Raw genomic sequence first — 26,091 nt, forward strand, 5'->3', positions numbered from 1 at the left:
ACTTGGATCGACATATGGCACATACAGAAACAGCAGAAATGATTGACCCAGTCGCTCGCCGTCATGCCACGGCTGCTGACTATGTGCAGCTGATGAAGCCGCGCATCATGATGCTGGTCGTGTTTACCGCTGTTGCTGGCCTCGTCGCCGCGCAAAGCGTCACCGGAGTTTCCATGAACCCGGTCATGGCTGCCATTGCGACCTTGGCGGTTGCTCTCGGGTCTGGCGCGGCCGGAGCGATCAACATGTGGTATGACGCGGATATCGACGCGATCATGACGCGCACGTCCACCCGTCCGATTCCGTCCGGGGCGGTTCCACGCGACGAGGCGCTGGCCATGGGGCTCATCATGTCCGGTGTTTCGGTCCTCATGATGTGGCTTGCTTCAAATGCGCTCGCGGCGCTGCTGCTGGCAGGCTCGATTGCGTATTATGGCTGGTTTTACACCATGCTTCTGAAACGCCGCACGCCGCAGAATATTGTCATTGGCGGTGGGGCAGGGGCGTTTCCGCCTGTGATCGGCTGGGCAGCTGTTAGCGGTAGCACGCCGCTCGATGCCTGGATCCTTTTCGCCATCATCTTCATGTGGACGCCACCGCACTTCTGGGCGCTCTCGCTTCTGGCGCACAAAGAGTACGCGAAAGCGAATGTTCCAATGCTTCCCGTCGCACATGGGGCCAAAGCTACACGCAATCAGATTCTTGCTTATTCGATCGTGTTGGCGCCGCTTGGTCTGGCACCGGTCATCACGGGGCTCGCTGGCATGCTTTATGGCATCACGGCTCTTGTTCTCGGGGCGGTCTTTCTGGTTCTTGCGTTCAATGTCTGGCGCAGTCAGGCGGGTGACGCCGGGGCACCGGGCTCAGATTTGAAAAAGGCGAAAGGCCTCTTCGCGTTCTCCATTCTCTATCTCTTCATTCTCTTCGCCATGATCATCATTGAGCGTGGATTTGGCGCATATATGCCGGTGACGATAGCGTGATGAGTGACACCAACGAGCAAATGCCTCCCGACGACGTTCCTGATGAAGAGCAGGCGCGCCTTGCTGCTCAGAAGAAACGAAACCTGTGGCTCGCTGTCGCCTTGTTCGCATTTGTCATTATCGTCGGCCTCACGACCGTGATCCGTCTCGGCGAAGCCGACCTTGGCGAAGATGGCGGTATCTACTGGCGCAATGATCCCGGCACCGCTGATCAAGCGCCAATGCCCGTCCTACCTGGCGATGACGCCGGCCAGACGGAGGAGGCGCCGGAATGAACAATCGCATGATTGCTTTGGGGCTAAGTGTGCTCGTGCTGGCGATGCTCGGTCTCGCCTTCGCATCAAAGCCGCTCTACGATACATTTTGCCGTGTGACCGGCTTTGGTGGCACGACACAAATTGCGGAAGAAGCCCCTGAAGCCATCGTCAATCGTGAGATCAAAGTACGGTTTGACGCCAATGTAATGAACGCGCCGGTGATGTTTCGTCCGCTGCAGACGTCGATGCCGATCAATCTCGGCGAACATGGCCTCGCCTTCTATGAAGTCACAAATACGTCCGATCACGATGTGAGCCTGATGGCGTCCTACAATGTTACGCCGCACAAGGCCGGTCTCTACTTCAACAAATTGGAGTGTTTCTGTTTCGAGGAGCGGATCGTCAAAGCGGGTGAGACGAAAAAGCTTCCGGTCGTTTTCTTTGTCGGACCGGAACTGGATGACGAGCGCAACATGAAGGATGTGCGCACCATCACGCTCTCTTACACTTTTTATGAAACTGACAGCTTTGAAGGTGCGGCGAATTCAGCCGCGCTCAATTGAACTGTTGCGACTTTAATGCGGTGCAGGCTAAAAGCGCCGGAAACATGATGAATCGAGGGGTTGTGGCCAATGGCTCATGATGAAGTGAAACACGATTATCACCTTGTGAATCCGTCGCCGTGGCCTCTGCTCGGCTCGATGTCCTTGGTTGTGCTGGCATTAGGCGCGGTGACCTTCATGAAAGGCCTCTTTGGAATGCCGCAAGGCACCTGGTGGCTTATGGCGCTCGGATTTGCTTGTGTGGCCTACGTGATGTTCGGCTGGTGGCGCGAAGTCATCAAGGAAAGCCGGGGTGGTGACCACACGCCGGTCGTCCAGATTGGCCTGAAATACGGGATGATCCTGTTCATTGCTTCGGAGATCATGTTCTTCGTGGCGTGGTTCTGGAGCTTCTTTGAGTTCGCCATCTTCCATAGTGCTCGCGTTGGCGCGTCGTTTGATGCAACCAATCCGCTATACGCTGATGCCTTGCAGGCCGTCGGTGGGCAATGGCCTCCGGCAGGCGTTGAAGTTTTCGACCCGTTCCATCTGCCACTGATGAACACGCTCGTCCTTTTGCTGTCTGGTACGACCGTCACGGCAGCGCACCACGCGCTTCAGCACAATAACCGCAAGTCTGCGATTTTCATGCTGGCCATCACGATCGTCCTTGGCATCAGTTTCACTGGACTGCAGGTTCTCGAGTACACGCATGCCGGCTTCTCGTTTGACGGCACCATTTATGGTTCAGCCTTCTTCATGGCGACCGGTTTTCACGGCGCGCACGTCGTCATCGGAACGATCTTCCTGACTGTATGTCTCATTCGTCTCATGACGGGTGGCATGACGGCCAAGAAGCACCTCGGCTTTGAATTCGCGGCCTGGTATTGGCACTTTGTTGACGTGGTGTGGCTGTTCCTGTTCGCCTTCGTCTACGTCATCCCTTACCTGGTGCTCGGACACTGATATTGACGTGAGCCGGTCTGTCTCTCCCATCTCAGCGGGGCTCGGTTGCCGATGCCCCGCATGCGGAGAAGGACCGGTCTTCAAATCCTATCTCGGTCTCGCGCCGAAATGTACTGCGTGCGGGGCCGACTTTTCCAAAGCCGATGCCGGCGACGGTCCGGCCTTCTTTGTCATGTTCCTGCTTGGCATCCTTATCATGCCGCCCGTCTTGCTTGTGCAGGCCCTTTTCTCTCCGCCTTTCTGGGTCCACTTCCTGTTGTGGACGCCTGTGATTATCGTTCTGGCGGTACTGCTGCTGAGACCGTTCAAGTCTCTCATGTTTGCTTTGCAGTGGAAGAACCACGCAGAAGAAGCGCAGTGGGTCGATAAAACTGAGACTGACGATCAGTCCCAGCCATGACATTCCGGCCCATGCCTCTTCTGACCGTGCTGACTTTGGTGAGCCTGGCCATCCTGGTCTGGCTCGGCAACTGGCAATATGGGCGCTACGCAGACAAGAAAGCCAATCCGCCAGAGCAGGTTTCGGCCGAGTTTAACGAGATTACGGTTCAGATAGACCGCTCCAATCCTGGTCGGGTGCAGCAATTGAACGGCATCGTTGGCGGCGAAGCGGTCTGGCGCCGCTATGCGCCGGCAAGGATTGAGGGAGAGGATGGCCTTGTCCTCGCCCTGGTCGATGCGACGTCGGGCGTACACCCGGTGCCGATGGCCGTCGCCGATGTGGAGGATTTCACACGGCGATCAAATGTTTTCATTCGGCCGGCAAAGACGGGTGGCATCGCCAGGTCCAACCAGCCTGAAAACGATATCTGGTACGGGTTCGATGGTACCGCCATGCTTCGGCAGCTGGGCTATCAGCAGGAGAACGTGAAAGTCGTGGAGCCAGACCAGATTACGATCCGGTTGGCCGAAGATTCGTCGCGCGCTCGCAAGGCCGAGAACCCTTATGCGACGCTTCAGGTGAGAGACGCTCTGCCGCCAGAACGCCACTTTGGCTACGCCCTGACCTGGTGGGGGATGGCAATGGCGCTTATTGGCGTGTATCTCGCCTTCCATCACGCTCAAGGCCGCTTACGTTTTCGAGGATAATCGATGAAATTCATTTCGACACGAGGCGAGGCCGCTGCCGTTGGCTTTGTGGATGCCTGCCTTGCCGGACTTGCGCCCGATGGTGGCCTGTACGTCCCCGAGGAGTGGCCGCGCATAGACCCCGCGGGTCCTGATGAATCCTATGTTGATGTTGCCGCACGCATCATATCGGCCTTTGCCGATGGCGAACTCTCCGACGATGTCGTGCGTGGAATCTGCCAGCGTGCCTATGCGAGTTTCGCCCATCAGTCGGTCGCGCCGCTCGTCCAGACGGGTCCGAATGCTTTCATGATGGAGCTGCACCACGGGCCGACCCTGGCGTTCAAGGACGTCGCCATGCAGCTCATTGCTCAACTGTTTGACCACGTGCTGGCCGAGCGCGGCGAGCGTATGAGCGTCACATGCGCCACGTCAGGTGATACTGGCGGCGCAGCAGCAGCTGCTTTTGCGGGGGCCGGCCATGTCGACCTCTTCATTCTGCACCCTTTCGAACGTATCTCGCCTGTGCAGCGGCTGTTCATGACAACGACCGGGTCGTCCAATGTCCATAATCTGGCACTGACGGAAGATTTCGACGCCTGCCAGGCGATCGTGAAATCATTGTTCGCAGACCGGGACTATGTTCGCCGAACAAGTCTCTCTGGCGTCAACTCCATCAACTGGGCGAGGATTGCGGCCCAGTCGGTTTATTACGCGACCGCGCAGGCCGCACTTGGCGCCGGCCGTCCTCTTCGGTTTGTCGTGCCCAGTGGCAATATGGGGGATGCGCTGGCTGGCTATGTCGCCGCCCGATGCGGCTTGCTGGCGGGATTTGAAGGCGTCTGCGCCGTCAATGAAAACGACACGCTGAATGTCCTGTTCGAGCAGGGCAGGATGCGCCGCGAGCAGGCAGTGGCGACACCGAGCCCGGCCATGGACATTTCCGTTCCCAGCAACTTCGAGCGGATCGCTTTTGAGGTATCGGGCCGTGACGCCGGGCTTGTCCGCCAGATCTACGACCAGTTCGCTCAAAGCGGCGATGTCGAACTGCCTGACCAGATCAAAGGACCTTTGAGCTGTAGCGGACTTTCGTCGAAGTCCGTATCGAACGCGACAACGATGACTGAAATGGCAACCGTTCTGGCGGAAACGGGATGGCTAATTTGCCCCCACACGGCCGTCGGAACCTCGGTCGCACGTGAGATGCCCCAGTCGAATGCCGTCACAGTGGTGCTTTCGACGGCGCATGCTGCCAAGTTTCCGGAGACGGTTCTGGAAGCGACCGGTCGAGATGCGCCTTTGCCAGAGCGCGTGAAAGCCCTGGCTGGCCGGGCGGAAGTGTTCGAACAAATGGCGGCCGACGCTGGCGCCGTTCGCGACTATATTCTTTCGCACCAGAGAACATGAAGTCTCTCGCCAGCCCGGCCTTGAATCGCTAGGATTCCCGGAATGGGCAACTATTCGGACACGAACGTCGGGCACTGGAAGTGGGATGCTGGTGACCGGCGGCTGGAAATCCAGCCATTGCCGCAATCTCCATTAGATGATCTCGGCGGCATCTGGTCGCTCGATGCGATTGGTGTGCTACTGGATGGGCTGAGCCGCAGTCGGCTGGAACGCGCGCTGGACCCATCGAGGAAGCAGGAGCCACGTTTCGCCTGCGTACTCGGTCTGTCGAATGGCGGCGCGATTCGATTGACCGGTGAGTTTGGAAAAGATGGCTCTGTCGTGGGCGATCTCATTCAGGAAATTGAACCGGGCGTGTCCGTTGCCGGGACACCGGGGCCGGGTTTAAAGGCTGTTTTTCAGCCCATCATCTCCCTTTCGACGGGGAATATTGCAGGCTTTGAAGCCCTGGCCCGCTGGGACGGGGAAGCACCACAGCTTCATACGGGGCACACGGGAATCGGTGATGCCGCGCTTGCGCCAAACATGTTGATCCGAGCGAGCGAAGCCTTGTCGATGTGGCGCAAGGACGGGTTTGGCGATGATCTTTTCGTCAATGTGAATCTCACGGGACGCGATCTGGCGCGCGACGATCTGGCTGGTTTAGTGGATGCGCTCGTGACCGGTCACGGGTTTTCGGCGGGTCAATTGCGGATCGAGATAACCGAGCAGGCGGCCCTTCGCGATGCCGCTGAGGCCGTGCGGGTCGCCGACGCGCTCAAAAAGGCAGGCGCGGGTGTAATTCTGGATGATTTCGGATCCGGGCATTCTTCATTCTCATGGCTGGCAGCCTTGCCGGCGGACGGGCTGAAGATCGATCCCGAACTCACGCGTCAGATTGGTAATCCGAAAGTCGATACGATTCTGGAAACCGTCACTTTGCTCGCGTCCAAACTTGGTATGAGCGCGACGGCCGAAGGGATTGAAGATCTGGGGCAGATCAGTGTTCTGAAGCATCTGGGTTTCGACTTCGCACAGGGCTTCGCCTTCTCGAAGCCGCTCAGCTCGGACGACGCACTTTCATTGCTGGCAAGCTAGCTCAGGCGGATCCGCCAGCTGAATGCAGACGGGCCGGGTCGATGCCGAGCAGATCGAGCGCGTATCCCCATTTCAGCGAGTGCTCGTCTCCATAGACGATATCCGGCGCCGCATCGCCGATGATCCAGGAATTTTCTGCAATCTCGGTTTCGAGTTGCCCGGCGCCCCATCCGGAATATCCAAGTGCCATCACTGATTCGCGCGGCGCATCCTCCGAGGCGATGGCCTCCAGAACGTCTCGCGTTGCCGTGAGGCACACGTCTTGTCCGACATCCATCGTTGCTCCATCGCAGTGGAAATCACCTGAGTGAACCACAAAACCCCTATCAGTGCCGACCGGGCCGCCATTGAGAACCGCGCGTTCAGGCACTCTGATTTGCTGGTCAATGTCCAGCTGCGACAATAGCTGAGGCAGGGTGAGGTCGTCGATCGGCTTGTTGAGGACAATTCCCATCGCATAGTCGGGTTGATGGGCGCAGACGAGGACGAGCGAGCGCGAAAATCGGGGGTCGCCAATGCCTGGCATCGCAATGAGCAGTTTTCCAGTCAGATCCTCGGTCATGATCTCAAGTCACCTTTCATTCACATCAGGCTGACGCAGCACGCGATTATTGGCAAGGCTTGATTGAATGAGGCGGTTACAATGCCTAAGTACCGAGCAGGAAATCAGGAGAACCTCATGACAATCAAAGTTGGCGACAAGCTACCCGACGCCGTCCTCATGGAAATGACGGGGAACGGGCCCGAACCTCGCAAGACTGCCGATATTTTCGGGGGTAAAACCGTCGCTCTGTTCGCGGTTCCAGGCGCGTTTACGCCGACGTGTTCGGCCAAGCACCTGCCCGGTTTCGTCGAGAAATCCGAAGCCCTTCACGGCAAAGGTGTGGACGATATTGTTTGCACGTCGGTCAACGACGTTTTTGTCATGAATGCCTGGGGCGAGTCGGCCAATGCTGGCGAGAAGGTTCGCATGATGGCCGATGGCAATGGCGACTTCACAAAGGCACTTGGGCTCGAAATGGACGCCAGCGGCTTTGGTATGGGAGAGCGGTCCCAACGCTATTCCATGCTCGTCAAGGATGGCGTTGTCGAACAATTGAATGTCGAGGACGGCGGCGAGTTCAAGGTCTCCAGCGCGGACTATCTGCTCGGGCAAATTTGAGTCCCGCTTTGTCGCAAACCAGTTTAAAGGCGGCGTGTACCAGATCGGTACACGCCGTTTTTTATGGCGGAATTTATTGAAAAACGGAAAACTGGTGCCGATCTTATCCATAGGTACTAGGAGGGAAACACTATGGAGCCATCATTTGTTGTCGCGATTATCCTCGCGATTGCCGGACTGGTCTTGTTGACGTCTGCGGTGAAGGTTGTCCCACAGGGGTACAACTTCACCGTTGAGAATTTCGGCCGTTATACCAAGACACTAAACCCGGGCCTTCATTTCATCGTACCGTTCTATCAGCGGGTTGGCCGCAAGATGAACATGATGGAAAGCGTGCTTGATATCCCCACGCAGGAAGTGATCACCAAGGACAATGCGATGGTGTCCTGCGATGCTGTTGTGTTCATTCAGGTAATCGACCCGGTTTCGGCGGCTTACGAAGTGAACAATCTTCAGAATGCGATCCAGAATCTGTCGCTGACAAATATTCGTACCGTGGTCGGGTCTATGGATCTCGATGAGGTGCTTTCCAACCGTGATGAGATCAATGCGCGCCTTTTGAGTGTCGTTGACGCGGCGACCAATCCGTGGGGTGTGAAAGTCACGCGCATAGAGATTGCGGACCTGACACCGCCTGCAGACATTACAGAAGCCATGGCTCGCCAGATGAAAGCTGAACGCCTGAAGCGCGCTGAAATTCTGACGGCTGAGGGTGATAAGCAATCGGCGATCCTGAAAGCGGAAGGCCAGAAACAGTCTCAGATCCTTGAGGCCGAGGGCCGCCGGGAAGCCGCCTTCCGCGACGCCGAAGCCCGCGAACGCGAAGCTGAAGCGGAAGCTAAAGCGACCGCCATGGTGTCCGAAGCGATCGCCAAGGGCGACGTCAATGCGATCAATTACTTCCTCGGCCAGCAATACGTGACGGCGTTTGAAAAACTCGCAACGGCCCAAAACCAGAAGACGGTCATCATTCCGGCTGAGTTCAGTTCAATCCTCGGGACAATTGAAGGTATCAAAGGCCTCGCCGACAGCGCCGCATCATCGCGCAATAATGGCGGAACCGTTCCCTCAACAAGGCGCCGGGAGGACTAGTCATGGAAGGGGTCAATGAGCTCATCTGGCCACTGACGGCCTGGCACTGGCTGGCGATCGCCTTGCTTTTGCTGTGCATCGAAATGGCGGTTGGGACTTTCGATCTTCTGTGGATTGCGATTGCAGCCGGTATCACAGCGATCTTTGCGGCCATTGCGCCGGCGGGGCTGAGTGACTGGCAAGGCCAACTGATCTTCTTTGCTGTCGCGGCGACGGGGCTTGTGATCCTTGGACGCACTGTGTTTGCTGGTATGCGCAAGATCGTCGGTGATCATCCGACGCTGAACAGGCGAATGGACCGAACCGTGGGGCAGCGAGGCGTTGTTATTGCAGACTTTTCTGGCGGTGTGGGCCGCGTGAAGCTTGGCGATACAGAGTGGTCAGCAGAGACCATGGACGGCTCCAGCCCGATTGCAGGCACCGGTGTGATTGTCGAGGATACGATTGGAAACGTCCTCCGGATAAAACCGGCGGTCTGACAGGCCGATTATAGGCCGATTACGGGCCGATCCTGGGTCGATTTTAGGCCGATTGCAGGCCGATGCCGGACATCAGAAAAGTGAGCCCTGAGGAGGCGGTTTCGACTCGGATTTGGGCTTGGGCTTGTTTTTTGCTGTTTTCGGCGGCGGCTTCTTTGCAGCGGCTTTTTTCGTGCCCGAAACGATGGCCTCAAGAGACCCTTTGGACAAAGTGATATCGAGTGTCTCGTCGGCGTTCGCTTCGCTCGCGTCTTTCAGCACTTTTCCGGCACCGTCCTTAACGATGGCAAAGCCGCGATCGAGAGTCGCCTGATATGAGAGTGTCTCCAGCAATTTCGCTTCTGAGGCGAGCGCGGTTCGATTGCTTTCAATGATTCTTGAAAGGGCAGGGCGAGCCCTCACAGCGACATCGATGAGTTTCTGTCGGTTGCGGCGCGTTTCTGTTTTCAGCGGTTCCGGCCGAAGGCGCGCGCCGGCGCGGGTCAGATGGATCTGCTTGGTCTTGATCGCGCTCGAGAGACCTGAGCGAAGACCCGTTTCCAGATAGTCGACGGTCTGGCGCTTCTGCGCGATCAAAGTTTCGAGGCGTGGAAGACGAGACGCGCGGAGCCGGTCCCGGTCATGCCGAACGCGGCGGGCCAGCGCCCGCTTCAGGCTCTGCTCACGGTCTTCAATGGCGATGAGGAGATCCGATCGCACGGGCACGGCGATTTCCGCGGCGCCTGTTGGCGTCGGTGCCCGGGCATCGGAAACGAAATCGATCAGCGTCGTATCTGTTTCGTGGCCGACCGCAGAGATAAGCGGAATCTCGCTTTCAAAGGCGGCGCGGACGACATTTTCTTCATTGAATGGCCAAAGGTCCTCGATCGATCCACCGCCTCGTCCGACGATGAGAACATCGGGACGGTCGGCTTCAGGCAACGCGTTGAACCCACGAATGCCGGCTTCGATCTGCGAAGCGGCCTTGTCGCCCTGAACCAGCGCTGGCCAGAGAATGACGCGCACCGGGAAGCGCTCACGTATGCGATGCAGGATATCTCGGATGACGGCACCTGTCGGGCTTGTCACCACACCAACGGTTTGCGGCAGGTACGGCAGCGCTTTCTTATGCCGCTCGTCAAACAGGCCTTCGGCGGCGAATTTCTTCTTGCGCTCTTCGAGCAGCGCCATCAGCGCACCCGCCCCGGCAGGGCGCATGAAATCCGCAATCATCTGATAGTTGGACCGGCCAGCATAGATAGAGAGCCGGCCTTCGGCGACGATTTCCAGGCCCTCTTCAGGCTTGAAGGGGAGGCGTTGCACCGAGCCTTTCCACATCACTGTGTTCAGAACAGCCTTGTCGTCCTTGATGTCGGCATACATGTGGCCGGACCGGGCGATGGTGACGCGGCCGAGTTCACCGCGCACGCGCACATGATCGAAATTGGTTTCGATGGTGCGTTTCAGGTTTGCGGCGAGTTCCGAGACGCTTAGCTCGGCGATGTTGGATGGTGCCTCTTCGGACATCGGGCCTAGCTTTCACCCTGGTCCGAATTGCGCGGCGTATCGGACGCGGCGACGGCTGTGCGCGCTTTCAGCTCACCCGAAATGCGGGTCATCATGAAGGTGCCCGTCCAGTCGGATGGGTCATCAAAGAACCAGACGCCGCTGATGAGGCAGCAATCGGCATCGACGTCGCCATGATAGCGCAGCATGAAAGGTTCGCCGCTCTCATCATCCAGAGCGATTTTCGTGAAGTGAACGTCGAGGCCCTGCCGATAGCCCGTAATGCGGGCTTCATACTCAGCGATATCCTGCTCTTCAGTCAGATTTTCTTCGAGGATCGAGCCTGTGACCTTGCCGCCTTCTTCCTTGATCCATGCGGTAAACATGACGGCATCATCGGTGAGGTCATAGGCGTAGAAGCCTGTCCAGAGCCCGCTCAGATCTTTTGTCTGGCGGCGTTTGGGGGGACTGTTTGCCATAGGGGTACCTTGCCCTGCGAGAAGCGGGGCTAGCAAGCCCAATTGTGAGCTTGACAGGGGGAAAGCTCTCGATTCCCTGCAAAAGCCCAATGATGACAGGCCAGAGCGCAGATTGGGGCTTGATCAAACAGGGCCGGGCGTTCATCTCCCAGCTTATGAAAATACTCCTTCTTGGTTCCGGTGGCCGCGAGCATTCGCTGGCCTGGAAAATCGCCCAGTCCCCGCTCGTCGACGAAGTTTTCTGTGCGCCGGGTAATCCCGGCATGGACAAGATCGGACCTTGCTTCGATCTTGACCCGACGGATCTGAAAGCCGTTCAGGAACTCGCGCTTCAGATTGTGCCGGATCTCATCATCATTGGCCCGGAAGGGCCGCTGGCCGCAGGCGTGAGCGACGCCTTGCGCGCGCGGGGGTTCGACGTGCTCGGGCCGAGCCAGACAGCGGCGCAGCTGGAAAGCTCCAAGGGCTTCGCCAAGGACCTCATGAAGAAGTATGGCGTGCCGACCGCCGCCTATGGACGCTTCACTGATCTGACCGATGCGCTGGAATACCTCGAACAGATGAGTGCGCCTTATGTCATCAAGGCCGATGGCCTGGCAGCGGGCAAGGGTGTCGTGATTGCCCAGACGCTCGAGGAAGCCGAAAACACGGTCGAGGAATTCATGACCGGCAAGTTTGGAGAGGCCTCCACCGAAGTCGTCATTGAAGAATTCATGGACGGCGAAGAAGCGTCTGTGTTCGTGATGACGGACGGCGAAGGCGCCATCTATCTTCCGGTGGCTCAAGACCATAAACGCGTGGGCGATGGTGATACCGGGCCGAACACAGGCGGTATGGGCGCCTATGCGCCTGCGCCAATTGTCGATGCCCGTACGCTGGAACTGGTGCAGACGCTGATCGTCGAGCCGCTGCTGTCGGGCATGGCTGAGGATGATATGCCCTATCAGGGCGTTCTCTATGTCGGCATCATGGTGACGCCCTCCGGCCCTAAAGTGGTGGAGTTCAATGCGCGCTTCGGTGATCCGGAATGCCAGGTTTTGATGGCGGGCCTTCCGGGCGACATCGTGCCGGCCTTGCTTGTCTGCGCGACCGGTGGGCTGGTCTCCAGTCATGCGGCGCTGTGCGACATGATGGGGCTCACCGAGTTCAAGCCAAGCGCGGTGGTTGTCATGGCGGCCAAGGGTTATCCCGGAAAGGCCGAGAAAGGCTCGGTCATTGCGGGCGTCGACAAGGCTGACGGCATTGACGGCGTGACGGTATTTCATGCCGGCACCGACATGAATGAGAAGGGCGAGCTTCTTGCCTCCGGCGGAAGGGTTCTGGGCGTTACCGCGACAGGCAATGATCTGAAGCAGGCTGTGGACCGTGCTTATCAGGGCGTCGGGGCAATCGAATGGCCCGAAGGATTCTACCGCAAGGACATTGCTCACCGAGCGCTAAAAAAAGCGTAATCTGGCGGCTCGGCAGGCAACCAAGCGGCGGGCAATCCGTTTCTTCTTCACTGATATGAAGGAGAAACCTCATGACTAACAAGAATATCGATGCCCTTAACGACGTGACCAAAACGCTGATCGATAGCCAGAAAGGCTATGAGAAAGTGTGCGCCATGTCTGATGACAGCTATGCGCTTCGCGGCAAGTTCCAATCGTTGGCGGCCGAGCGGGCCGATCTGATCCAGAGTTTCCAGAATCAGGTCCGTTCCTTTGGCGGCGAACCGGAAACCTCCGGCGGCACAGGCGGCTCGCTTCACAGGGCCTGGGCCGACTTTACGTCGCTCTTCCAGGACGATGAGCACGCCGCTCTGGAGGCCGTTGAAGGCGGCGAAGAACACCTCGCCAAGGAAGCGGCGTCCAAGCTGGAAGACAAGGATTTGGACATGGTGACCCGCGAGCTGCTTCAGCGCGCTCAAGCGTCGGCCTGCTACGGCGAACGCTTCGCTGAAATGGCTGAAGACGCTCGGAGCTAATCCAGTCATACAAAAACATGAACGGCCACTCTCATCAGGGTGGCCGTTTTGCTGTCTCGCGTTCAAATGCGGGAGGCGGCCGACCCATTCATTGTGGCGATTTGACCTTGCGAAAAGCTTGTCCGCGTGACTGCACGCGCTAGGGTGCGCCCCGAAAAGGTATTGCAGGGAGTAGAGCATGTCAGAGGCCGAAAACGCGCAGGAAATGTTTACGGGCACCAAGGAGGTCGCCGAGAGTCACAAGTTCGACGAGAGCAAGCTCGCGCAATGGATGGAAGCGAATGTCGAGGGCTATGAAGGGCCCCTGACCGTCAAGCAGTTCAAGGGTGGTCAGTCGAACCCGACCTACAAACTCTTCACGCCGGGCAAGACCTATGTGTTGCGCCGTAAACCGCCTGGCAAGCTATTGCCATCGGCGCATGCGGTTGACCGAGAGTTCCGCGTCATCAACGCGCTTTATCCGACGGGATTCCCTGTTGCTCGCCCATATGGTCTCTGTACGGATGAAAGTGTCATCGGCACAATCTTCTATGTGATGGACTGCGTGGACGGACGAATCCTTTGGGACGGGACGCTACCGGAGTATGAGCCAGCGATGCGGCGGAAGATTTACGAAGCCAAGGTCAAGACGTTCGCCGATCTTCATAATACGGATTGGCGGGCGATTGGCCTGGAAGGCTTCGGCAAGGAAGGCGACTATGTTGCGCGCCAGATTCACAGGTGGACGAAGCAGTACAAGGCGTCGGAAACCGAACATGTCGAAGATATGGAGAAGCTGATCGAATGGCTGCCGAAGAATATCCCGCCGGGCGATACGACGACGATTGTCCATGGTGACTACCGGCTGGATAATATGGTGCTGCACCCGACCGAGCCGAAAGTGATTGCCGTGCTGGACTGGGAGCTGTCCACGCTCGGTGATCCGCTTGCGGACTTTTCCTACCATCTCATGAACTGGGTGATGCCGAGCGGCGATGAAACGCGCGGATCACTGTCGTCCATCCCGGACCTGAAGGCGCACGGCATTCCGACCATGGAGGAATATGTCGATATGTATTGCGAGCATACCGGCCGTGATGGGTTGCCGGAGCTCGACTATTATTTCGCATACAACGCGTTCCGCCTCGCGGGCATCCTGCAGGGCATTGTCGGGCGCGTGCGCGACGGGACAGCCTCCAATGCAAACGCTGCCGCGAATGCCGAGCGTGTGAAGCCTCTCGCAGCCTTTGCCGCAGAGCGGGCGCGCATGGCGGGAATGAAGGGATAAGGATGATGGCGAATATTATTGAAGGACCGCTTCGCAAACCCGCTCAGATGCTGGCGGATCAATCTTATGACGGCCACAAGTCGCTGCATGATGACAGTGAAGCCGAGAGGCTTGGTATCAAGGCCGGCCCGATCGAAGGGCCGACGCATTTCAGCCAGTTCTCACCCTATCTGGTGGACCTGTTCGGCAAGGAATGGTTCGAGCGAGGCTGTTTTTCCACCCATTTCCTCAACATGGTTGTCGAAGGGGAGGCGGTGCGTGTCTTCGTCGAGCCGAAGAACGACACCGAAGCGTATTGCCGCGCCGAAAAAGAGGATGGCACACCGGTTCTGGAAGCGAGCGCGACGCTCGGTCCCGATCACGGCGAGACGCTGCTGCGCGCCCGGATGGCGAAGCTTCGGCCTGCAGGCGATCTGGTCATCCTTGCGGACATGAAAGTTGGATTGACGGGGCAGAGCGAAGAAATCGTTCGCATGGAGCCCGATCAGCATATGGGCGATCTCTATCCGTTCTCGCTGAACCAGAAGCTCCAGAAGATTACCGAACCGATGGACTGGTATTATGATGCCGATGCCTCGCCGTGGGGACGTGCCATCGTGCCGACCGAAATGGTGTCCGTGTTGGGAAACTATACGGGCGGCATGGTCAAATGGCCGATCAAGAAACCATCGATTGGCCTGTTTGCTGACCTCGAAATCATGATGGTGGACGGCCCGTTATTTGTGGGTGCGACCTACAAGCTGAAACGGGAAGTCGTCGCGCTGTCCCAGAGCCGCCGCGTCGAGAATTACTGGGTTGAGACGAGCTTCTACGACGAAGCTGGCGAAACCCTCAAAGCCAAGATGCTGCTCAATCATGGGATCATGAAGGCGAGCTATCCGGACTATCCGAAAGAGTTGCTTCCGGCCTAATCGGACGCCGCGCAGCCCGCTTCATTATAGTCCCGCTGAAAGATGTAAGTCTGCTCGGCGATGGGGACGGTGACGTCTTTGTATACGGTGTTGACCGGGTCGCTCCAGCTTTGTGCGAACCGCTCCATATGGGCGATGCGGTCACCCAGAAAGCGCTTCAGGTGCGCGGCATCGATCATGCCCCAATACTCATTCGGGTCGACGCGGCAGTCATGGTTGAGGGCGTCGGCGAGCATTCTGTCGCTGACGATTTCAATGTAATCTGCGTCAACACCCTGGCCCTTCAGGTGATCAATCATGTGATCCTGGCCGCTCTTGTGCAGGGTGTAGGGGAAATTATAGCCGAGCCCGGCCAATATACGTTCGCTTTTGGTGGCGTCTTCTCCGTCTTTCAGCCATCCGAACCACTGATCAAATCCCATCATGACGATGCCGTGCACGGAAATATGGGCAGAATGATGGATCCATAACTCATCCGCCCCCGGAACAAGCACCATGGCGCATGCAGACATGCACTGTCCCGCGATGACAATCGGTTCGTCGCGTTGATCAAGGATTCGGCTCATCATTCGTGCCGTGGCGACGTTTCCGCCTGGGCTGGTAATGATTATTCTGTCGGCAGGATCCATATCCGCCAATTGCAGAAACTGGCCTGGAAAGATCGCTGCATTGTAGCAAATGGTCTTCGTATCCGGCAGAACCGACACGCCTTCGGAGGCGAGGCAGGCGTCGACTTCCTCGTCCAGGGAGTCGATCGGCTCATCGAAGCTGATGCCCTGGGCGGTGGCGAAGGATGCTGACATGGCGATAATGGTCGTCAGGAGGCCCAAGCTTGGCAGCTTCAGCGGAAATAAATTGAACATCACGGAGCCTTTAGTGAAATTTGCACGGTTCATGCATCGAAGTTTAGGTTAGTTGGAAAAACCGTAAACACTCAAGTCGGTTGCGCGGAGAGCATCATGGGATATCAGCTGAAATTTCAATTGTGGACGGCGGCGCTTCTTGCCCCGGCAATTGTTTCGGCGTGCGGCGGTCAATCGAGCGGTCCTGTCGCCGATGATGGTGCGGCGAGCGCCTGTGTGGAAATTCCGGATGGATATTATCTGTTCACTGAAGGACAGTTTTCTCCAACCAGTGAGGATATGGCCATAGAGCTGCCGGCCCAAACCACTCAAAGCCAGGTCGCGTGGGTGGATAGTGTAACGGACGACGTCAAGAATATGGGCTATGACTGGCTGTCGGTGAGCGTAGCGGGACCGGTTGCCACGCTGGTTGGAACGGCGCCCGATGCCGATACGAAACAGGCCGCTTACTCAGCAGGACGAAATGCCGTCATGTCGAGCCCGGTCGGTGCTCAACACATCAGCCTCGTTGTCGATGGGATTTCGGTCGACGGCGGTGAGCAAGCCGTGGGGGGCGCGCTTGCAGGACTGGCTGACCGTCCGACTCCAGAAGCCTGCCAGGCGACATTCGCGGCTGTCATGACTGGCCGCAATATTGAGTTTGATAGCGACAATTCAAGCATTGCGGAGTCCAGTGCGCGTCTTCTGGATGCGGTGACCGGCGCAGCGCTTATCTGTTCGGACTATACGATCGAAATAGGCGTCCACACCGACGCGCGGGGCGCTGACTCCTACAATTTGCGCCTCTCTCAGGAGCGGGCTGACGCCGTCAAGCAATACCTGGTCGACAACGGCGTGACCGAGAGCAAGCTGACCGCGGTTGGATATGGCGAAAGCCGCCCGTTGGACTACGCCCAGACCTCAGAGGCCTATGCTCGCAACCGCCGGATTGAGTTCACGCTTCAGGGCTATTGATGCTTTGAAGCGGAACGCGGCTTTCGCGGCGCATTTCGCTGGTTTCCGCGGGTCCGTTTTTGTTTCGGCTTTCCGCTCTTCTGACTCGGCATATACGTGCCGAGCGCTTCATTGAGCTGTGATGGCAGGACTTCCTCGACGGCACCCGGCTGCAAATCCGCGAGCTCGAATGGGCCGTAACTGGTCCGGATGAGGCGGTTCACTTCAAGGCCAACCGCTTCGAGGGCGCGGCGGACCTCACGTTTCTTGCCTTCGGTCAGCGTGACGCGGATCCAGTTATTGGTGCCGGTCTCGCGTTCGAGTTCCGCCACGATCGGCGCATAGGTAACCCTGTCGACCGTGATACCGTCCGCGAGCTCTTTCAGCTTTTCCGGGGTAACCTTGCCATGGGCGCGGGCGCGGTAGCTGCGCTGAAACTCATTTCTGGGCAGCTCAAGCGTGCGGGCGAGTTCGCCATCATTGGTGAGGAGCAGCAGCCCCTCAGTGGTAAGGTCGAGCCGGCCAACCGTCATGACGCGGGGCAGGTGCTTTGGCAGCTCGTCAAAGATCGTGCGACGGCCTGCTGGGTCGATCGTGGTCGTGATCAGGCCGGACGGTTTGTGATAGCGCCAGAGGCGTGTCGCTTCTGGCTGTTTGACCTTCTTGCCGCGGACCTGGATCGTCTCATTGCCCGTCACCTTGAAGGCTGGCGAAGTGAGTTTCCTGCCGTTTACGGTGACGAGGCCCTGCTCGATCAGCACCTCGCTTTCACGCCTGGACGCAATGCCAGCGCGGGCCAGCCATTTGGCAATCCGTTCGCCTTCGCTCCAGTCATCGGGCGTGGCGTTTTCAGATGAGGGTGAGTTGGTCCGTCTGCCGGGCCGGGGCGTCTCACGACGATCCGTCATTATCGCTGTCCTTTAAGGGCGTCAGCTTATGTGAAGGATGGGGCACGCGATTGCAAGAGCGAGGGCAAGCTCCAGTGGTATCCAGACGGGGATCATGCCGGCTGAGCGGTTCTCTTTTGCGTCCAGCAGGAGCGATAAGGACCGGCCGAGACCGGCGCCGAACCATCCGGCGGCCACGGGCATGATGGCAAAGAGGGAGTAGAAGCCGCCGACGCGAAGGAGAATGACGAGAGTTGTCATATGAACCATGAAGAGGAGGCCCCCATAGGTGGCCCGGAACTCCGAGTAGCCGCCCGGCTTTGCTGGATCCGGATCCGGCACGAGGCGCACCACGCCCTGCGCCCATTTGGGCACAAACAGCGCGCCCAGACCCATCAAAGCGCCCGCAAACAGGGCGATCGCGGAAATGATTGTGAGGATTGTCATGAGATCTCCACCTGATTGGCCTGAAAGCTACACTTAGAACAGTCAGCCTCACCGGCGAGTTAAGACGCACTCAGACGCCGGCCTCTTTCCAGGCCGATTTGGGCCAGCGCCGATGTTGCCAGAACCATTGCTCAGGGTTCGCACGGACCTGTTCTTCAATGAACCCTGTGATCTTTGCGACGCAATCCTTGACGGCGGCGTCGCCTTCGAGGCCCGGATCGGGCGTGATCGCTTCATGGATAGTGACACGAAAGCGGGCAGGACCGGTTCGAACGGTCGAGACGGGGATGATGGGCACCTTGTATTTGAGCGCGAGGCGGGCGGGGCCCGGTGCGGTCATCGCGTCGCGGCCAAAGAACGGGACCGCCAGCCCCTTATTGAACTTCTGGTCGTTCATCAGGGCGACTGATCGACCAGCGGACAGGGCCCGCATCAGTTCGCGCGTGCCGAGGCCCTTGGGCGTCAGGACGCCGATCCCGTATTCGTGGCGGACCTTGTTGATGCGTCGGTCGATATGCGGGTTGTTCAGCGCGCGATAGGTAACGAGGCAATCGACGGGGCGGCGGCAGATGACAGCGGCCATGACTTCCCAATTGGCGAAGTGGCCCGAGATGAACACAGCGCCTTGATCGCTCTGCTCGACAGCGTCGAGACGCTCAGGATTGACGACGTCGACACGGTTACCTTCATAGGGATGAATTTTGGGGAGGTGGGGAAGTTCGCCCGCCGTGCGGCCGACGCTCTCCCAGCTGGCCTTGGCGACGCGTTCGATCTCGTCTTCGCTCCAGTCGGGAAAGGCCATGCGCAGATTGCGCTTCACCGTATTGTTCTGGCTGAGCAGCGGGGCAATCGTCTTGACGATCCACCCAGCAGCGCCCGATGCGCGGTCGGGGCCGAGCAGTTTCATCGGCCACCAGTAGACGACATCCCAGGCAATCGCTTCCAGGCGCCAGGCGATGCGCTGCCCGAAGGTTGAGCGCTCATCAATGTCCGTTGGACGGATATATTGGTCTGTTTCGCTCATGTCGCTTGGCTTGCCCGTTCGATCAGCGGCTTCAGGAGATGGTCCAGAACGTCCGCATTTTCAAACGTTGCTAGCACTGGAAAGGCAAGGATGTCTCCGCGTTGGCTTTGCTTCAGGCGGACATAGTCTTTCTCGGTCGTGATGAGCGTGGCTTCGCGGTCCTTGGCCAGGCTGGTCAGATAGGCAATGTCGCGGTCCGAATAGACGTGATGATCAGGGAAGGGGACGCTGTCTTCTAGGCGAGCGCCGCATTCTTCGAGCGTATCGAAGAATTTCTCGGGCCTGCCGATGCCGGCAAAGGCGACGTAGGTACCCGGCAGGTTGGCCGAGCGCGGCACCAGGCTGGAGCGAATGATCGGCAGCGGGCAGCCGTCAAGTTCTTCAGGCTCAGGCCCGGTGCCTGTCAGGACGATCGCGTCCGCGCGCGACAATCCTGCTGCGACCGGCTCGCGCAGGGGGCCTTTGGGAATGACGTGTCCGTTTCCGAAGACGGACTGGCGATCAATGACGACAAGAGAGAGATCCTTGAACAGGCCGGGATTCTGATGGCCGTCATCCATGATGATGAAATCGACGCCGTCATCCTGCATGGCCTGGCCCGCCTCGGCCCGGTCCGCACCGATCCACGCTTCGCCAGAACTGGCGAACATCAGCGCTTCGTCACCGACATCGGTTGCCGTGTGAGTTTTGAAGTCAACTTTCAACGGGCCTTTCGATGTCCCTCCATAACCGCGCGAGAGCGTTGCGATACGGGCGCCGGGAAGCTCTTCTGAGAGGCGGTCCCTGATGGCAGCTGCGACGGGGCTCTTGCCTGTTCCGCCAGCGCTGAGATTGCCCACGCAGAGAACGGGAATGTCGAGCTTGTGGGGTTCGGTATTGGCAATACGGCGCTTTGTGACACCGGCATAAACCGCAGCGAGCGGCGTCAGCATGATACGCGTCAGGGGCGCGGCTTCACGCGACTTTGGGTCGACATCGCGGTCCCAGAAATGGGGTGAACGCATCATGATGTTTCCGCCGGAATGATATTGAGAAGCGCCGCGACTGTTTGCTCCATCGGTTCGCGCGTGCGTTGCTTCAGGAATAAGCGCATCTCTTCGGATGGGGCTGCCGCCGGAAAATCTGCGGCAAGGTCTGACGGTGTCTCAACGATCGAGAACCCGGCTATGCCGGCAAGGTCAGAAGTGATGTCTTCGAAGTTGAACTGGTCCGGCCCCGTCAGGACAGGCGTGCCGGTCTGCAGGATCTCGATTGGGTTGTGGCCACCGACCCCGGCCGCGTGGCCGCCGCCGAGATAAACCGTGTCGGCAAGTTCTGCGAAGAGGCCGACTTCGCCCAGCGTATCGGCCAGGATGAGATCGACGGGGCCGGTCATGGACTGTCCGAGAGACCGTTGATGGAAAGAGACGCCACGGGATTTCAGGAGCTCCATGATCTCAGGCGCCCGTTCAGGGTGGCGCGGGACAATCACCAGAGCTGGCGTTTCGTCCATCAGCGCGACCGCATCAAGGGCGAAGGCTTCCTCACCTGAATGCGTGGATATCGCTGCGAGGCAATGGCGATCGCCTTTGAACTGGGTGCGCAGTGTGGCCAGCTCCGCCGGGTCAGATGTCGGCGCCGGGAGTGAGGTTTTCAGATTGCCCGGTTGCAGCACCTTGCGTGCACCAAGGCGTGTCAGGCCGGCAGCCGTCTTCTGGTCGGCCGCGAGCACGATATCGAAACTGCCGAAAAGCTCCTTTGCGAATGCTGGCCATTTTTCCCATCCATCAATGCTTTTTTCGGTCATCCTCGCATTGATGAGAGCGGTGGGTATGTCGGCCTTGTTCAATTCTGTGAGGAGGTTGGCCCAGATCTCGCCTTCCGCGAAAATTGCGGCCTGCGGGGTCCAGTGTTCTATAAACCGTCTGGCGATGGCGGGCGCATCGATGGGCGCAAACTGGTGGGTGCCTCGCCCCTTCAGTGTTTCACTCGACGCGATCGCCTTATCGACCAGTTCAGCTGATGTGCGGGTCTGGCTGGTGAACAGGAAATTGAGATGCGGACGATGCTCGATCAATGCCTCGGCAAGAGCGATGAGAAGGCGTGATTCGCCTATACTGGCGCCGTGAAGCCAGACCAGGGGCGAAGAATTCGCGTGGCCAGGGATGCGGGCGAACCGCTCAGCCGAACGCTCGCCATCCTCTTTCCCCCGGCGCACCCTGTGGGAAATCAGCAAGCCCAGAAACGGATGCACAGCGCGTGTCGCAGTTCGATAGAGAGTTCGGCCCAGACTCATAGCGGGTCTTTTAAAGCGAATTTGGTCCGGCGTCGCCAGTTGCGATCAGTGTTTCCTGGCAATGAGCTCAGACGCCCGCGCGTAGACTGCGTCCATGGCGTTGCCGAGTTCATGGACAGCGTCATCCGTACTTGCGGTTTTGTCGATGAAGATGGGCTCGCCGATCACCATGGCACCTTTGGAGAAGGGGATTGGGATCATGAAGCGGTCCCAGGTGTTCAACCGGTTCACCGGCCGGCAATCGAGGGCATATGGAATAATGGCCGCCCCCGTCCTTTGCGCCAGTACGATCGGGCCAGGCTGAACCGTTTCGGCCGGTCCGCGCGGACCGTCGGGCGTGATGCACATGACGCTGCCGGAGCGCAGGCGGCGGCTGGCTTCAGCCAGCGCGGCCAAGCCGCCCTTGTCCTTTTTCTTGCGCTTGTGCGTGGAAGATCCCCGTACGGACTCAAGGCCCAGATGATCGATCGCCTTGGCGACGGCTTCCCCATCCCTCGACAGGGAGATCAACATTGCGGTCCGATACTGTTTTGGGGGAAGTTTGCGCGCGATCTTGCTCCAGATGGTTGGCAGCAACAGAACCCGGGAATGCCATGCGGCGACGACAAGGCCGTTGTCGGCTTGCCAAGCCTGCTTGAATCCCTCTGAGCCCTCGACGGTCCAGCGGATCGTGCGGGCGCACAGGACCATATAGGCCCAGATCAGTCCGCCCAATATGGAGGACACAGCAGGTTGGCGCAGAAGGGACTTCATCGAAGCGGCCCTTGTAGAAGGCGTTGCCGTTTTGCGCAAAGGCGAAAAACAATTGGTCCAGTCCCCGCCTGGATATGTCGGCGAAAACGCAAAAAATTGCAAAAAACCGAAGGGAATGGTGGGCGATACTGGGATCGAACCAGTGACCCCTGCCGTGTGAAGGCAGTGCTCTACCGCTGAGCTAATCGCCCGTGATGGGGAGCGGAGTTGATAAATAGAGTGCCGCGAGACGTCAAACGAAGAATACACGAGGGCTGAGCAAGGTGTTTTGTGCATGTTTCGGCGCATGGCAGCGATGCGAAAATGCAGGCCGCTTTTTTTGAATTTTTGGGTCCTAAAACTTTTGCGTCAAAGTGTCACCCGATTGAGGGACTCGTGGTTAAGGCCTCGGAATTACGATTATTGCATTTGAAATCAATAGTCTGAGACGGAATGGTGAAAGCAGGCCGATATTTGGATGAACAGGGGCCAACAATATGAACGGTTGTTCAGAATGAACAGCTGTTCATAAAAGTCATTAAACCAAATTTCATCTAGATTTCCCCTTGAGATTCAGCCCGAGAACCGTCATCTAAGCTTCACGAACGGCGGGAGAATAACGCGTCTGCTGTCGTGAAAAAAAATAGCAAACAGAAGGGCAGGCATGCTGGTGGACAACCCCCAGTACCCCTTATTTAGCCTGGAGAGATTGAAATGAAAGACTGGTGTAACAATGAAGGTGCAAAGCGCCTTCGCGAGAAAATTCGTGAGTATTGGGCAGAGCGCGGCTACGAAGTCGACGTTGACCTCGTAGATGCTGGCTTCGTGCCGGCCATGCGTAGTGCTCGTACTGACCTGCGCAGCAATATGGTGAACGGCATGCCGCGTCGCCGCGTTGCTAAAGCACAAGAAGATGTCCGCACGACCTACCGTCCAGCGGACGCCGCAACCGAAGCGGCCTAAAACCTGATCGCCCGGATCAAGCCGGGCAGGTCTCCATACGTCTCGTAGACCCCTGAGACTTTTGAGAGATCGACAGGTTCAGGCCCGTACCCAAACGGTGCAAAAACGAAGGGCAGTCCGGCATTCCGGGCTGCCCTTTCGTCTATCTGGCTGTCGCCGATCATCATTGAACGGCGCTGATCGCCACCCGCCCGGCGCAATGCTTCTAGCACATGATCGCCATTTGGCTTCTTGTCGGGGACCGCATCTGCGCCCACGATAGCTGCGAACCGTTCGAAAATGCCAAATCCGCTCAGGACCGCCTCCGACAGCGCCTGCGGCTTGTTCGTGCAGACGGCGAGCGTCGCGCCCGCGGCAGCGATTTCGTCCAGCGCGGTTTCCACCCCGGGATAGAGCGAACTCAGATGGCAGAGGTTTTCGCGATAGTGGTTCAGGAAGTCGCCCCAGAGATCGTCGACGACAGTTTCGGATACTTGTTCGCCCTGATGCGTCAACGCCTTGCGGATCATGGCCTTCGCGCCTTCGCCGATCATACCATGGATGAGGTCGAAAGCGACGGGATCGTAGCCGGAACGCGTGAGACAGTCATTGAGCGCGGCATGAAGATCGGGGGCGCTGTCGACAAGCGTCCCATCGAGGTCAAAAATGATTGTCCAGCCGTCAAGCTCGTGCGTTTCCATCAGTTTGCTCCAAATGGCTCGCATCGACTCGTCAGATGGTTTAGGCGAGATGTCAAAGCAGTATGAGACGAAAATACATGTCGGAAAGAGCAGCAATCATTCTGGCCGCGGGGCAGGGAACGCGAATGAAATCCTCCCTGCCGAAGGTGCTTCATCCGGTCGGCGGACAAGCGATGATCGACTGGTCGATCCAGCTTGCAAAACGCGTCGGTTGCGAGCGTATCATCACAGTCATCAGCCCGAACTCGGATGCTCTGAAGTCGCATGTGACGGCAGCGCTGGGCGAGGACGCGATTGCCATTCAGGACCCACCGCTCGGGACGGGCCACGCCGTGCGGGCTGCAGAAGCCGCGCTCCAGGACTTCAAGGGCGATGTTATTGTTCTCTACGGTGACACACCGCTCATTCCGTCGACAGCGGTCGAGGCTTTGTTCGGCGAGCTGGAAGCGGGAACCGGTGTCGGCGTGCTCGGCTTTCGGGCCAAAAAGCCGGGTGCTTACGGCCGGCTGGTAACAACGAGCGAAGACGAACTCGAGGCCATCGTGGAAGCCAAGGATGCTTCGCCCGAACAGCTGAAGATCGATCTCTGCAATTCCGGCGTCATGGCTGCGCGCGCCAGCCGGCTGTTTGATCTTCTCGCCAAGGTCACTAACGACAACAAGAAGGGTGAGTACTATCTGACGGATGTCGTGGAACTCGCCCGAAAGGCAGGGGCGAGCTGTAAGGTCGTGACGTGCCAGGAAGCTGATGTGATGGGCGTGAACTCGCGCGTCGAGCTTTCCGTTGCCGAAGCAGCGTTCCAGTCCCGCCGCCGGCGCGAATTGCTGGAGTCCGGGGTCACGATGACGGCGCCAGAAACCGTGTTCTTTGCGCATGACACCATCATAGAAAACGATGTCGTGATCGAGCCCAACGTCGTATTTGCACCGGGCGTGCATGTGCGAACGGGGGCGGTGATCCGCGCGTTCAGCCATCTCGAAGGGGCAATTGTCGATGAGGGCGCACAGATCGGGCCTTATGCGCGTCTGCGGCCGGGTGCTCGCATCGGCGAGGGCGCCCGGATTGGCAACTTCGTGGAAGTGAAGAAGACGAAAGTCGGCAAAGGCGCGAAAGCCAACCACCTCGCCTATCTCGGCGACGGCGATGTCGGCGCGAATGCCAATCTCGGCGCGGGCACCATCTTCTGCAATTATGATGGCTTCCTGAAATATCAGACCCGCATTGGCGAAGGCGCTTTTGTGGGCTCCAACAGTGCGCTGGTCGCGCCAGTGACAATCGGAAAAGGCGCTTATGTCGGCTCAGGCTCTGTGATCACCGAAGATGTATCGCCTGATGCGCTTGCGATCGGGCGGGGTAGACAAGTCGAAAAGGCCGATTGGGCGACGAGCTTCCGCGTCGAAATGGCGGAAAAGAAAAAGCAGAATCAGAAATAAGGGTAGTGGGCGATGGCATTTGAGCGAGAGAAAGAGAATGCGGCGGCGGCCGCGATCGAGTTCGTGGAAGACGGCATGACGGTCGGTCTCGGAACAGGCTCAACAGCAAAGTTTTTCGTGGAAATGCTGGCCGAGGAGATTGCCGACGGCCTGATGGTAAAGGGTGTGCCGACCAGTGAGGAAACCAGGAGACTGGCGGAATCGCTCGGCGTGCCGCTTTTGCCGATCGAGCATGTCGATCGCATTCAGCTGACCGTCGACGGTGCTGATGAAGTGAATGATGACGCCCAGCTTATCAAAGGGGGCGGGGCCGCCTTGCTGCGTGAAAAAATCATCGCGAATGCCAGTGACCTGATGGTCGTGATCGCTGACCCGTCCAAAGTCGTCGATGTGCTAGGCGCTTTTCCCTTGCCGGTCGAAGTCACACCGTTCGGATACACCATCACAGCCAAGAAAGTGTTTGATGCGCTGAAGGCGGCTGGCGTGAGCCGACCGAAGATCGATGTCCGCACGAGCGGCGGCAACAAGCCGTTGGTGACCGATGGCGGAAACTACATCCTGGACTGCCATTGCAGCGTTATCCCGGACCCTGTGAAAGCTGCCGCATTACTGTCTGTTGTGCCGGGCGTTGTGGAGCATGGGCTGTTTATCGGTCTAGCCCGCACGGTCATCGTCGGTGATGAAGATGGGGCATCGGTGATTGAACACTGATC

The 26,091-nt window shown here is 58.3% G+C and carries 30 protein-coding genes and 1 tRNA gene; 19 read left to right on the top strand and 12 right to left on the bottom strand.

Annotation, left to right across the window (positions count from 1 at the left end):
* The first annotated feature begins 14 nt into the window (after window positions 1-14).
* From cyoE to WNY37_RS10550, 8 genes are all read left to right on the top strand, one after another.
* Window positions 15-983, top strand: coding sequence for a heme o synthase (gene cyoE / locus WNY37_RS10515; RefSeq protein WP_342973346.1), 969 nt, complete (start codon window positions 15-17; stop codon window positions 981-983).
* Complete coding sequence (locus WNY37_RS10520) at window positions 983-1,258, top strand: hypothetical protein (RefSeq protein ID WP_342973347.1); 276 nt, start codon at window positions 983-985, stop codon at window positions 1,256-1,258. Before cyoE ends, WNY37_RS10520 begins: the two co-directional genes overlap by 1 nt.
* The gene (locus tag WNY37_RS10525; RefSeq protein ID WP_342973348.1) at window positions 1,255-1,803 is read left to right on the top strand and encodes a cytochrome c oxidase assembly protein; all 549 of its coding nucleotides are present in this window, start codon (window positions 1,255-1,257) and stop codon (window positions 1,801-1,803) included. Before WNY37_RS10520 ends, WNY37_RS10525 begins: the two co-directional genes overlap by 4 nt.
* A 69-nt stretch (window positions 1,804-1,872) precedes the next feature.
* Window positions 1,873-2,748, top strand: a complete 876-nt coding sequence (locus tag WNY37_RS10530) for a cytochrome c oxidase subunit 3 (RefSeq protein WP_342973349.1) — start codon at window positions 1,873-1,875, stop codon at window positions 2,746-2,748.
* Window positions 2,749-2,755: 7 nt separating this feature from the next.
* Complete coding sequence (locus WNY37_RS10535; protein WP_342973350.1) at window positions 2,756-3,148, top strand: DUF983 domain-containing protein; 393 nt, start codon at window positions 2,756-2,758, stop codon at window positions 3,146-3,148.
* Window positions 3,149-3,159: 11 nt separating this feature from the next.
* Complete coding sequence (locus tag WNY37_RS10540; protein WP_342973351.1) at window positions 3,160-3,837, top strand: SURF1 family cytochrome oxidase biogenesis protein; 678 nt, start codon at window positions 3,160-3,162, stop codon at window positions 3,835-3,837.
* 3 nt (window positions 3,838-3,840) lie between these two features.
* A complete protein-coding gene (thrC, locus tag WNY37_RS10545; protein ID WP_342973352.1) occupies window positions 3,841-5,223 on the top strand; it encodes a threonine synthase in 1,383 nt (460 codons plus the stop codon).
* 42 nt (window positions 5,224-5,265) lie between these two features.
* Window positions 5,266-6,300, top strand: a complete 1,035-nt coding sequence (locus tag WNY37_RS10550) for an EAL domain-containing protein (protein WP_342973353.1) — start codon at window positions 5,266-5,268, stop codon at window positions 6,298-6,300.
* 1 nt (window position 6,301) lies between these two features.
* Here WNY37_RS10550 and WNY37_RS10555 read toward each other — a convergent pair whose 3' ends face one another.
* The gene (locus WNY37_RS10555) at window positions 6,302-6,862 is read right to left on the bottom strand and encodes a YqgE/AlgH family protein (protein ID WP_342973354.1); all 561 of its coding nucleotides are present in this window, start codon (window positions 6,860-6,862) and stop codon (window positions 6,302-6,304) included.
* Window positions 6,863-6,979: 117 nt separating this feature from the next.
* On the opposite strand from WNY37_RS10555, the gene WNY37_RS10560 reads away from it, so the two are divergent.
* The 3 genes from WNY37_RS10560 (at window position 6,980) to WNY37_RS10570 (ending at window position 9,033) form a co-directional block, all read left to right on the top strand.
* Window positions 6,980-7,462, top strand: a complete 483-nt coding sequence (locus tag WNY37_RS10560; RefSeq protein WP_342973355.1) for a peroxiredoxin — start codon at window positions 6,980-6,982, stop codon at window positions 7,460-7,462.
* 132 nt (window positions 7,463-7,594) lie between these two features.
* Window positions 7,595-8,554 carry an SPFH domain-containing protein gene (locus WNY37_RS10565; protein WP_342973356.1) on the top strand — a complete coding sequence of 320 codons (960 nt, stop codon included), beginning with the start codon at window positions 7,595-7,597 and terminating at the stop codon, window positions 8,552-8,554.
* Window positions 8,555-8,556: 2 nt separating this feature from the next.
* A complete protein-coding gene (locus tag WNY37_RS10570) occupies window positions 8,557-9,033 on the top strand; it encodes an NfeD family protein (RefSeq protein ID WP_342973357.1) in 477 nt (158 codons plus the stop codon).
* A 72-nt stretch (window positions 9,034-9,105) separates the two neighbouring features.
* On the opposite strand, the gene xseA is transcribed toward WNY37_RS10570, so the two are convergent.
* Together xseA and WNY37_RS10580 are read right to left on the bottom strand one after the other, a co-directional pair.
* Complete coding sequence (gene xseA / locus WNY37_RS10575; RefSeq protein ID WP_342973358.1) at window positions 9,106-10,539, bottom strand: exodeoxyribonuclease VII large subunit; 1,434 nt, start codon at window positions 10,537-10,539, stop codon at window positions 9,106-9,108.
* A gap of 5 nt (window positions 10,540-10,544) precedes the next feature.
* Window positions 10,545-10,997: a hypothetical protein gene (locus WNY37_RS10580; RefSeq protein ID WP_342973359.1), complete on the bottom strand. Its 453-nt coding sequence runs from the start codon at window positions 10,995-10,997 to the stop codon at window positions 10,545-10,547.
* A 155-nt stretch (window positions 10,998-11,152) separates the two neighbouring features.
* Here WNY37_RS10580 and purD point away from each other — a divergent pair, with 155 nt between their 5' ends.
* The 4 genes from purD (at window position 11,153) to WNY37_RS10600 (ending at window position 15,141) form a co-directional block, all read left to right on the top strand.
* Complete coding sequence (purD, locus tag WNY37_RS10585; protein WP_342974895.1) at window positions 11,153-12,448, top strand: phosphoribosylamine--glycine ligase; 1,296 nt, start codon at window positions 11,153-11,155, stop codon at window positions 12,446-12,448.
* A gap of 71 nt (window positions 12,449-12,519) precedes the next feature.
* Window positions 12,520-12,963, top strand: coding sequence for a PA2169 family four-helix-bundle protein (locus WNY37_RS10590; protein WP_342973360.1), 444 nt, complete (start codon window positions 12,520-12,522; stop codon window positions 12,961-12,963).
* A 178-nt stretch (window positions 12,964-13,141) separates the two neighbouring features.
* Window positions 13,142-14,230 carry a phosphotransferase family protein gene (locus tag WNY37_RS10595; RefSeq protein WP_342973361.1) on the top strand — a complete coding sequence of 363 codons (1,089 nt, stop codon included), beginning with the start codon at window positions 13,142-13,144 and terminating at the stop codon, window positions 14,228-14,230.
* Window positions 14,231-14,235: 5 nt separating this feature from the next.
* Window positions 14,236-15,141 (top strand): hypothetical protein, encoded by a 906-nt coding sequence (locus WNY37_RS10600; protein ID WP_342973362.1) that lies wholly within the window; start codon window positions 14,236-14,238, stop codon window positions 15,139-15,141.
* Here WNY37_RS10600 and WNY37_RS10605 read toward each other — a convergent pair.
* Window positions 15,138-16,004, bottom strand: coding sequence for a hypothetical protein (locus WNY37_RS10605; protein WP_342973363.1), 867 nt, complete (start codon window positions 16,002-16,004; stop codon window positions 15,138-15,140). The two genes, WNY37_RS10600 and WNY37_RS10605, sit on opposite strands and share 4 nt — an antisense overlap.
* A gap of 96 nt (window positions 16,005-16,100) precedes the next feature.
* Here WNY37_RS10605 and WNY37_RS10610 point away from each other — a divergent pair, with 96 nt between their 5' ends.
* Window positions 16,101-16,958, top strand: coding sequence for an OmpA family protein (locus WNY37_RS10610; RefSeq protein ID WP_342973364.1), 858 nt, complete (start codon window positions 16,101-16,103; stop codon window positions 16,956-16,958).
* Here the strand turns inward: WNY37_RS10610 and WNY37_RS10615 are convergent.
* From WNY37_RS10615 to WNY37_RS10645, 7 genes are all read right to left on the bottom strand, one after another.
* Window positions 16,952-17,845 (bottom strand): pseudouridine synthase, encoded by an 894-nt coding sequence (locus tag WNY37_RS10615; RefSeq protein ID WP_342973365.1) that lies wholly within the window; start codon window positions 17,843-17,845, stop codon window positions 16,952-16,954. The two genes, WNY37_RS10610 and WNY37_RS10615, sit on opposite strands and share 7 nt — an antisense overlap.
* Before the next feature lie 21 nt (window positions 17,846-17,866).
* A complete protein-coding gene (locus tag WNY37_RS10620; RefSeq protein ID WP_342973366.1) occupies window positions 17,867-18,271 on the bottom strand; it encodes a hypothetical protein in 405 nt (134 codons plus the stop codon).
* A gap of 70 nt (window positions 18,272-18,341) precedes the next feature.
* Entirely contained in the window at window positions 18,342-19,295 is a 954-nt protein-coding gene (locus WNY37_RS10625; RefSeq protein WP_342973367.1) for a lysophospholipid acyltransferase family protein, read from the bottom strand.
* Entirely contained in the window at window positions 19,292-20,302 is a 1,011-nt protein-coding gene (gene lpxK / locus WNY37_RS10630; protein WP_342973368.1) for a tetraacyldisaccharide 4'-kinase, read from the bottom strand. The genes WNY37_RS10625 and lpxK overlap by 4 nt, the downstream gene beginning before the upstream one ends.
* Window positions 20,299-21,570, bottom strand: coding sequence for a glycosyltransferase N-terminal domain-containing protein (locus WNY37_RS10635; RefSeq protein WP_342973369.1), 1,272 nt, complete (start codon window positions 21,568-21,570; stop codon window positions 20,299-20,301). Before WNY37_RS10635 ends, lpxK begins: the two co-directional genes overlap by 4 nt.
* A 45-nt stretch (window positions 21,571-21,615) precedes the next feature.
* Window positions 21,616-22,323 carry a lysophospholipid acyltransferase family protein gene (locus WNY37_RS10640; RefSeq protein ID WP_342973370.1) on the bottom strand — a complete coding sequence of 236 codons (708 nt, stop codon included), beginning with the start codon at window positions 22,321-22,323 and terminating at the stop codon, window positions 21,616-21,618.
* 116 nt (window positions 22,324-22,439) lie between these two features.
* Window positions 22,440-22,514 (bottom strand) — tRNA-Val (locus tag WNY37_RS10645).
* 502 nt (window positions 22,515-23,016) lie between these two features.
* Here WNY37_RS10645 and WNY37_RS10650 point away from each other — a divergent pair.
* The gene (locus tag WNY37_RS10650; protein WP_342973371.1) at window positions 23,017-23,265 is read left to right on the top strand and encodes a hypothetical protein; all 249 of its coding nucleotides are present in this window, start codon (window positions 23,017-23,019) and stop codon (window positions 23,263-23,265) included.
* On the opposite strand, the gene gph is transcribed toward WNY37_RS10650, so the two are convergent.
* Window positions 23,262-23,945, bottom strand: coding sequence for a phosphoglycolate phosphatase (gene gph, locus WNY37_RS10655; protein ID WP_342973372.1), 684 nt, complete (start codon window positions 23,943-23,945; stop codon window positions 23,262-23,264). The two genes, WNY37_RS10650 and gph, sit on opposite strands and share 4 nt — an antisense overlap.
* A 77-nt stretch (window positions 23,946-24,022) precedes the next feature.
* On the opposite strand from gph, the gene glmU reads away from it, so the two are divergent.
* Both glmU and rpiA read left to right on the top strand, forming a co-directional pair.
* Window positions 24,023-25,378: a bifunctional UDP-N-acetylglucosamine diphosphorylase/glucosamine-1-phosphate N-acetyltransferase GlmU gene (glmU, locus tag WNY37_RS10660; protein WP_342973373.1), complete on the top strand. Its 1,356-nt coding sequence runs from the start codon at window positions 24,023-24,025 to the stop codon at window positions 25,376-25,378.
* A gap of 12 nt (window positions 25,379-25,390) precedes the next feature.
* Entirely contained in the window at window positions 25,391-26,089 is a 699-nt protein-coding gene (rpiA, locus tag WNY37_RS10665; protein WP_342973374.1) for a ribose-5-phosphate isomerase RpiA, read from the top strand.
* Window positions 26,090-26,091 lie beyond the last annotated feature (2 nt).

This window comes from Henriciella sp. AS95 (assembly GCF_038900055.1).
Classification (GTDB): Bacteria; Pseudomonadota; Alphaproteobacteria; order Caulobacterales; family Hyphomonadaceae; genus Henriciella.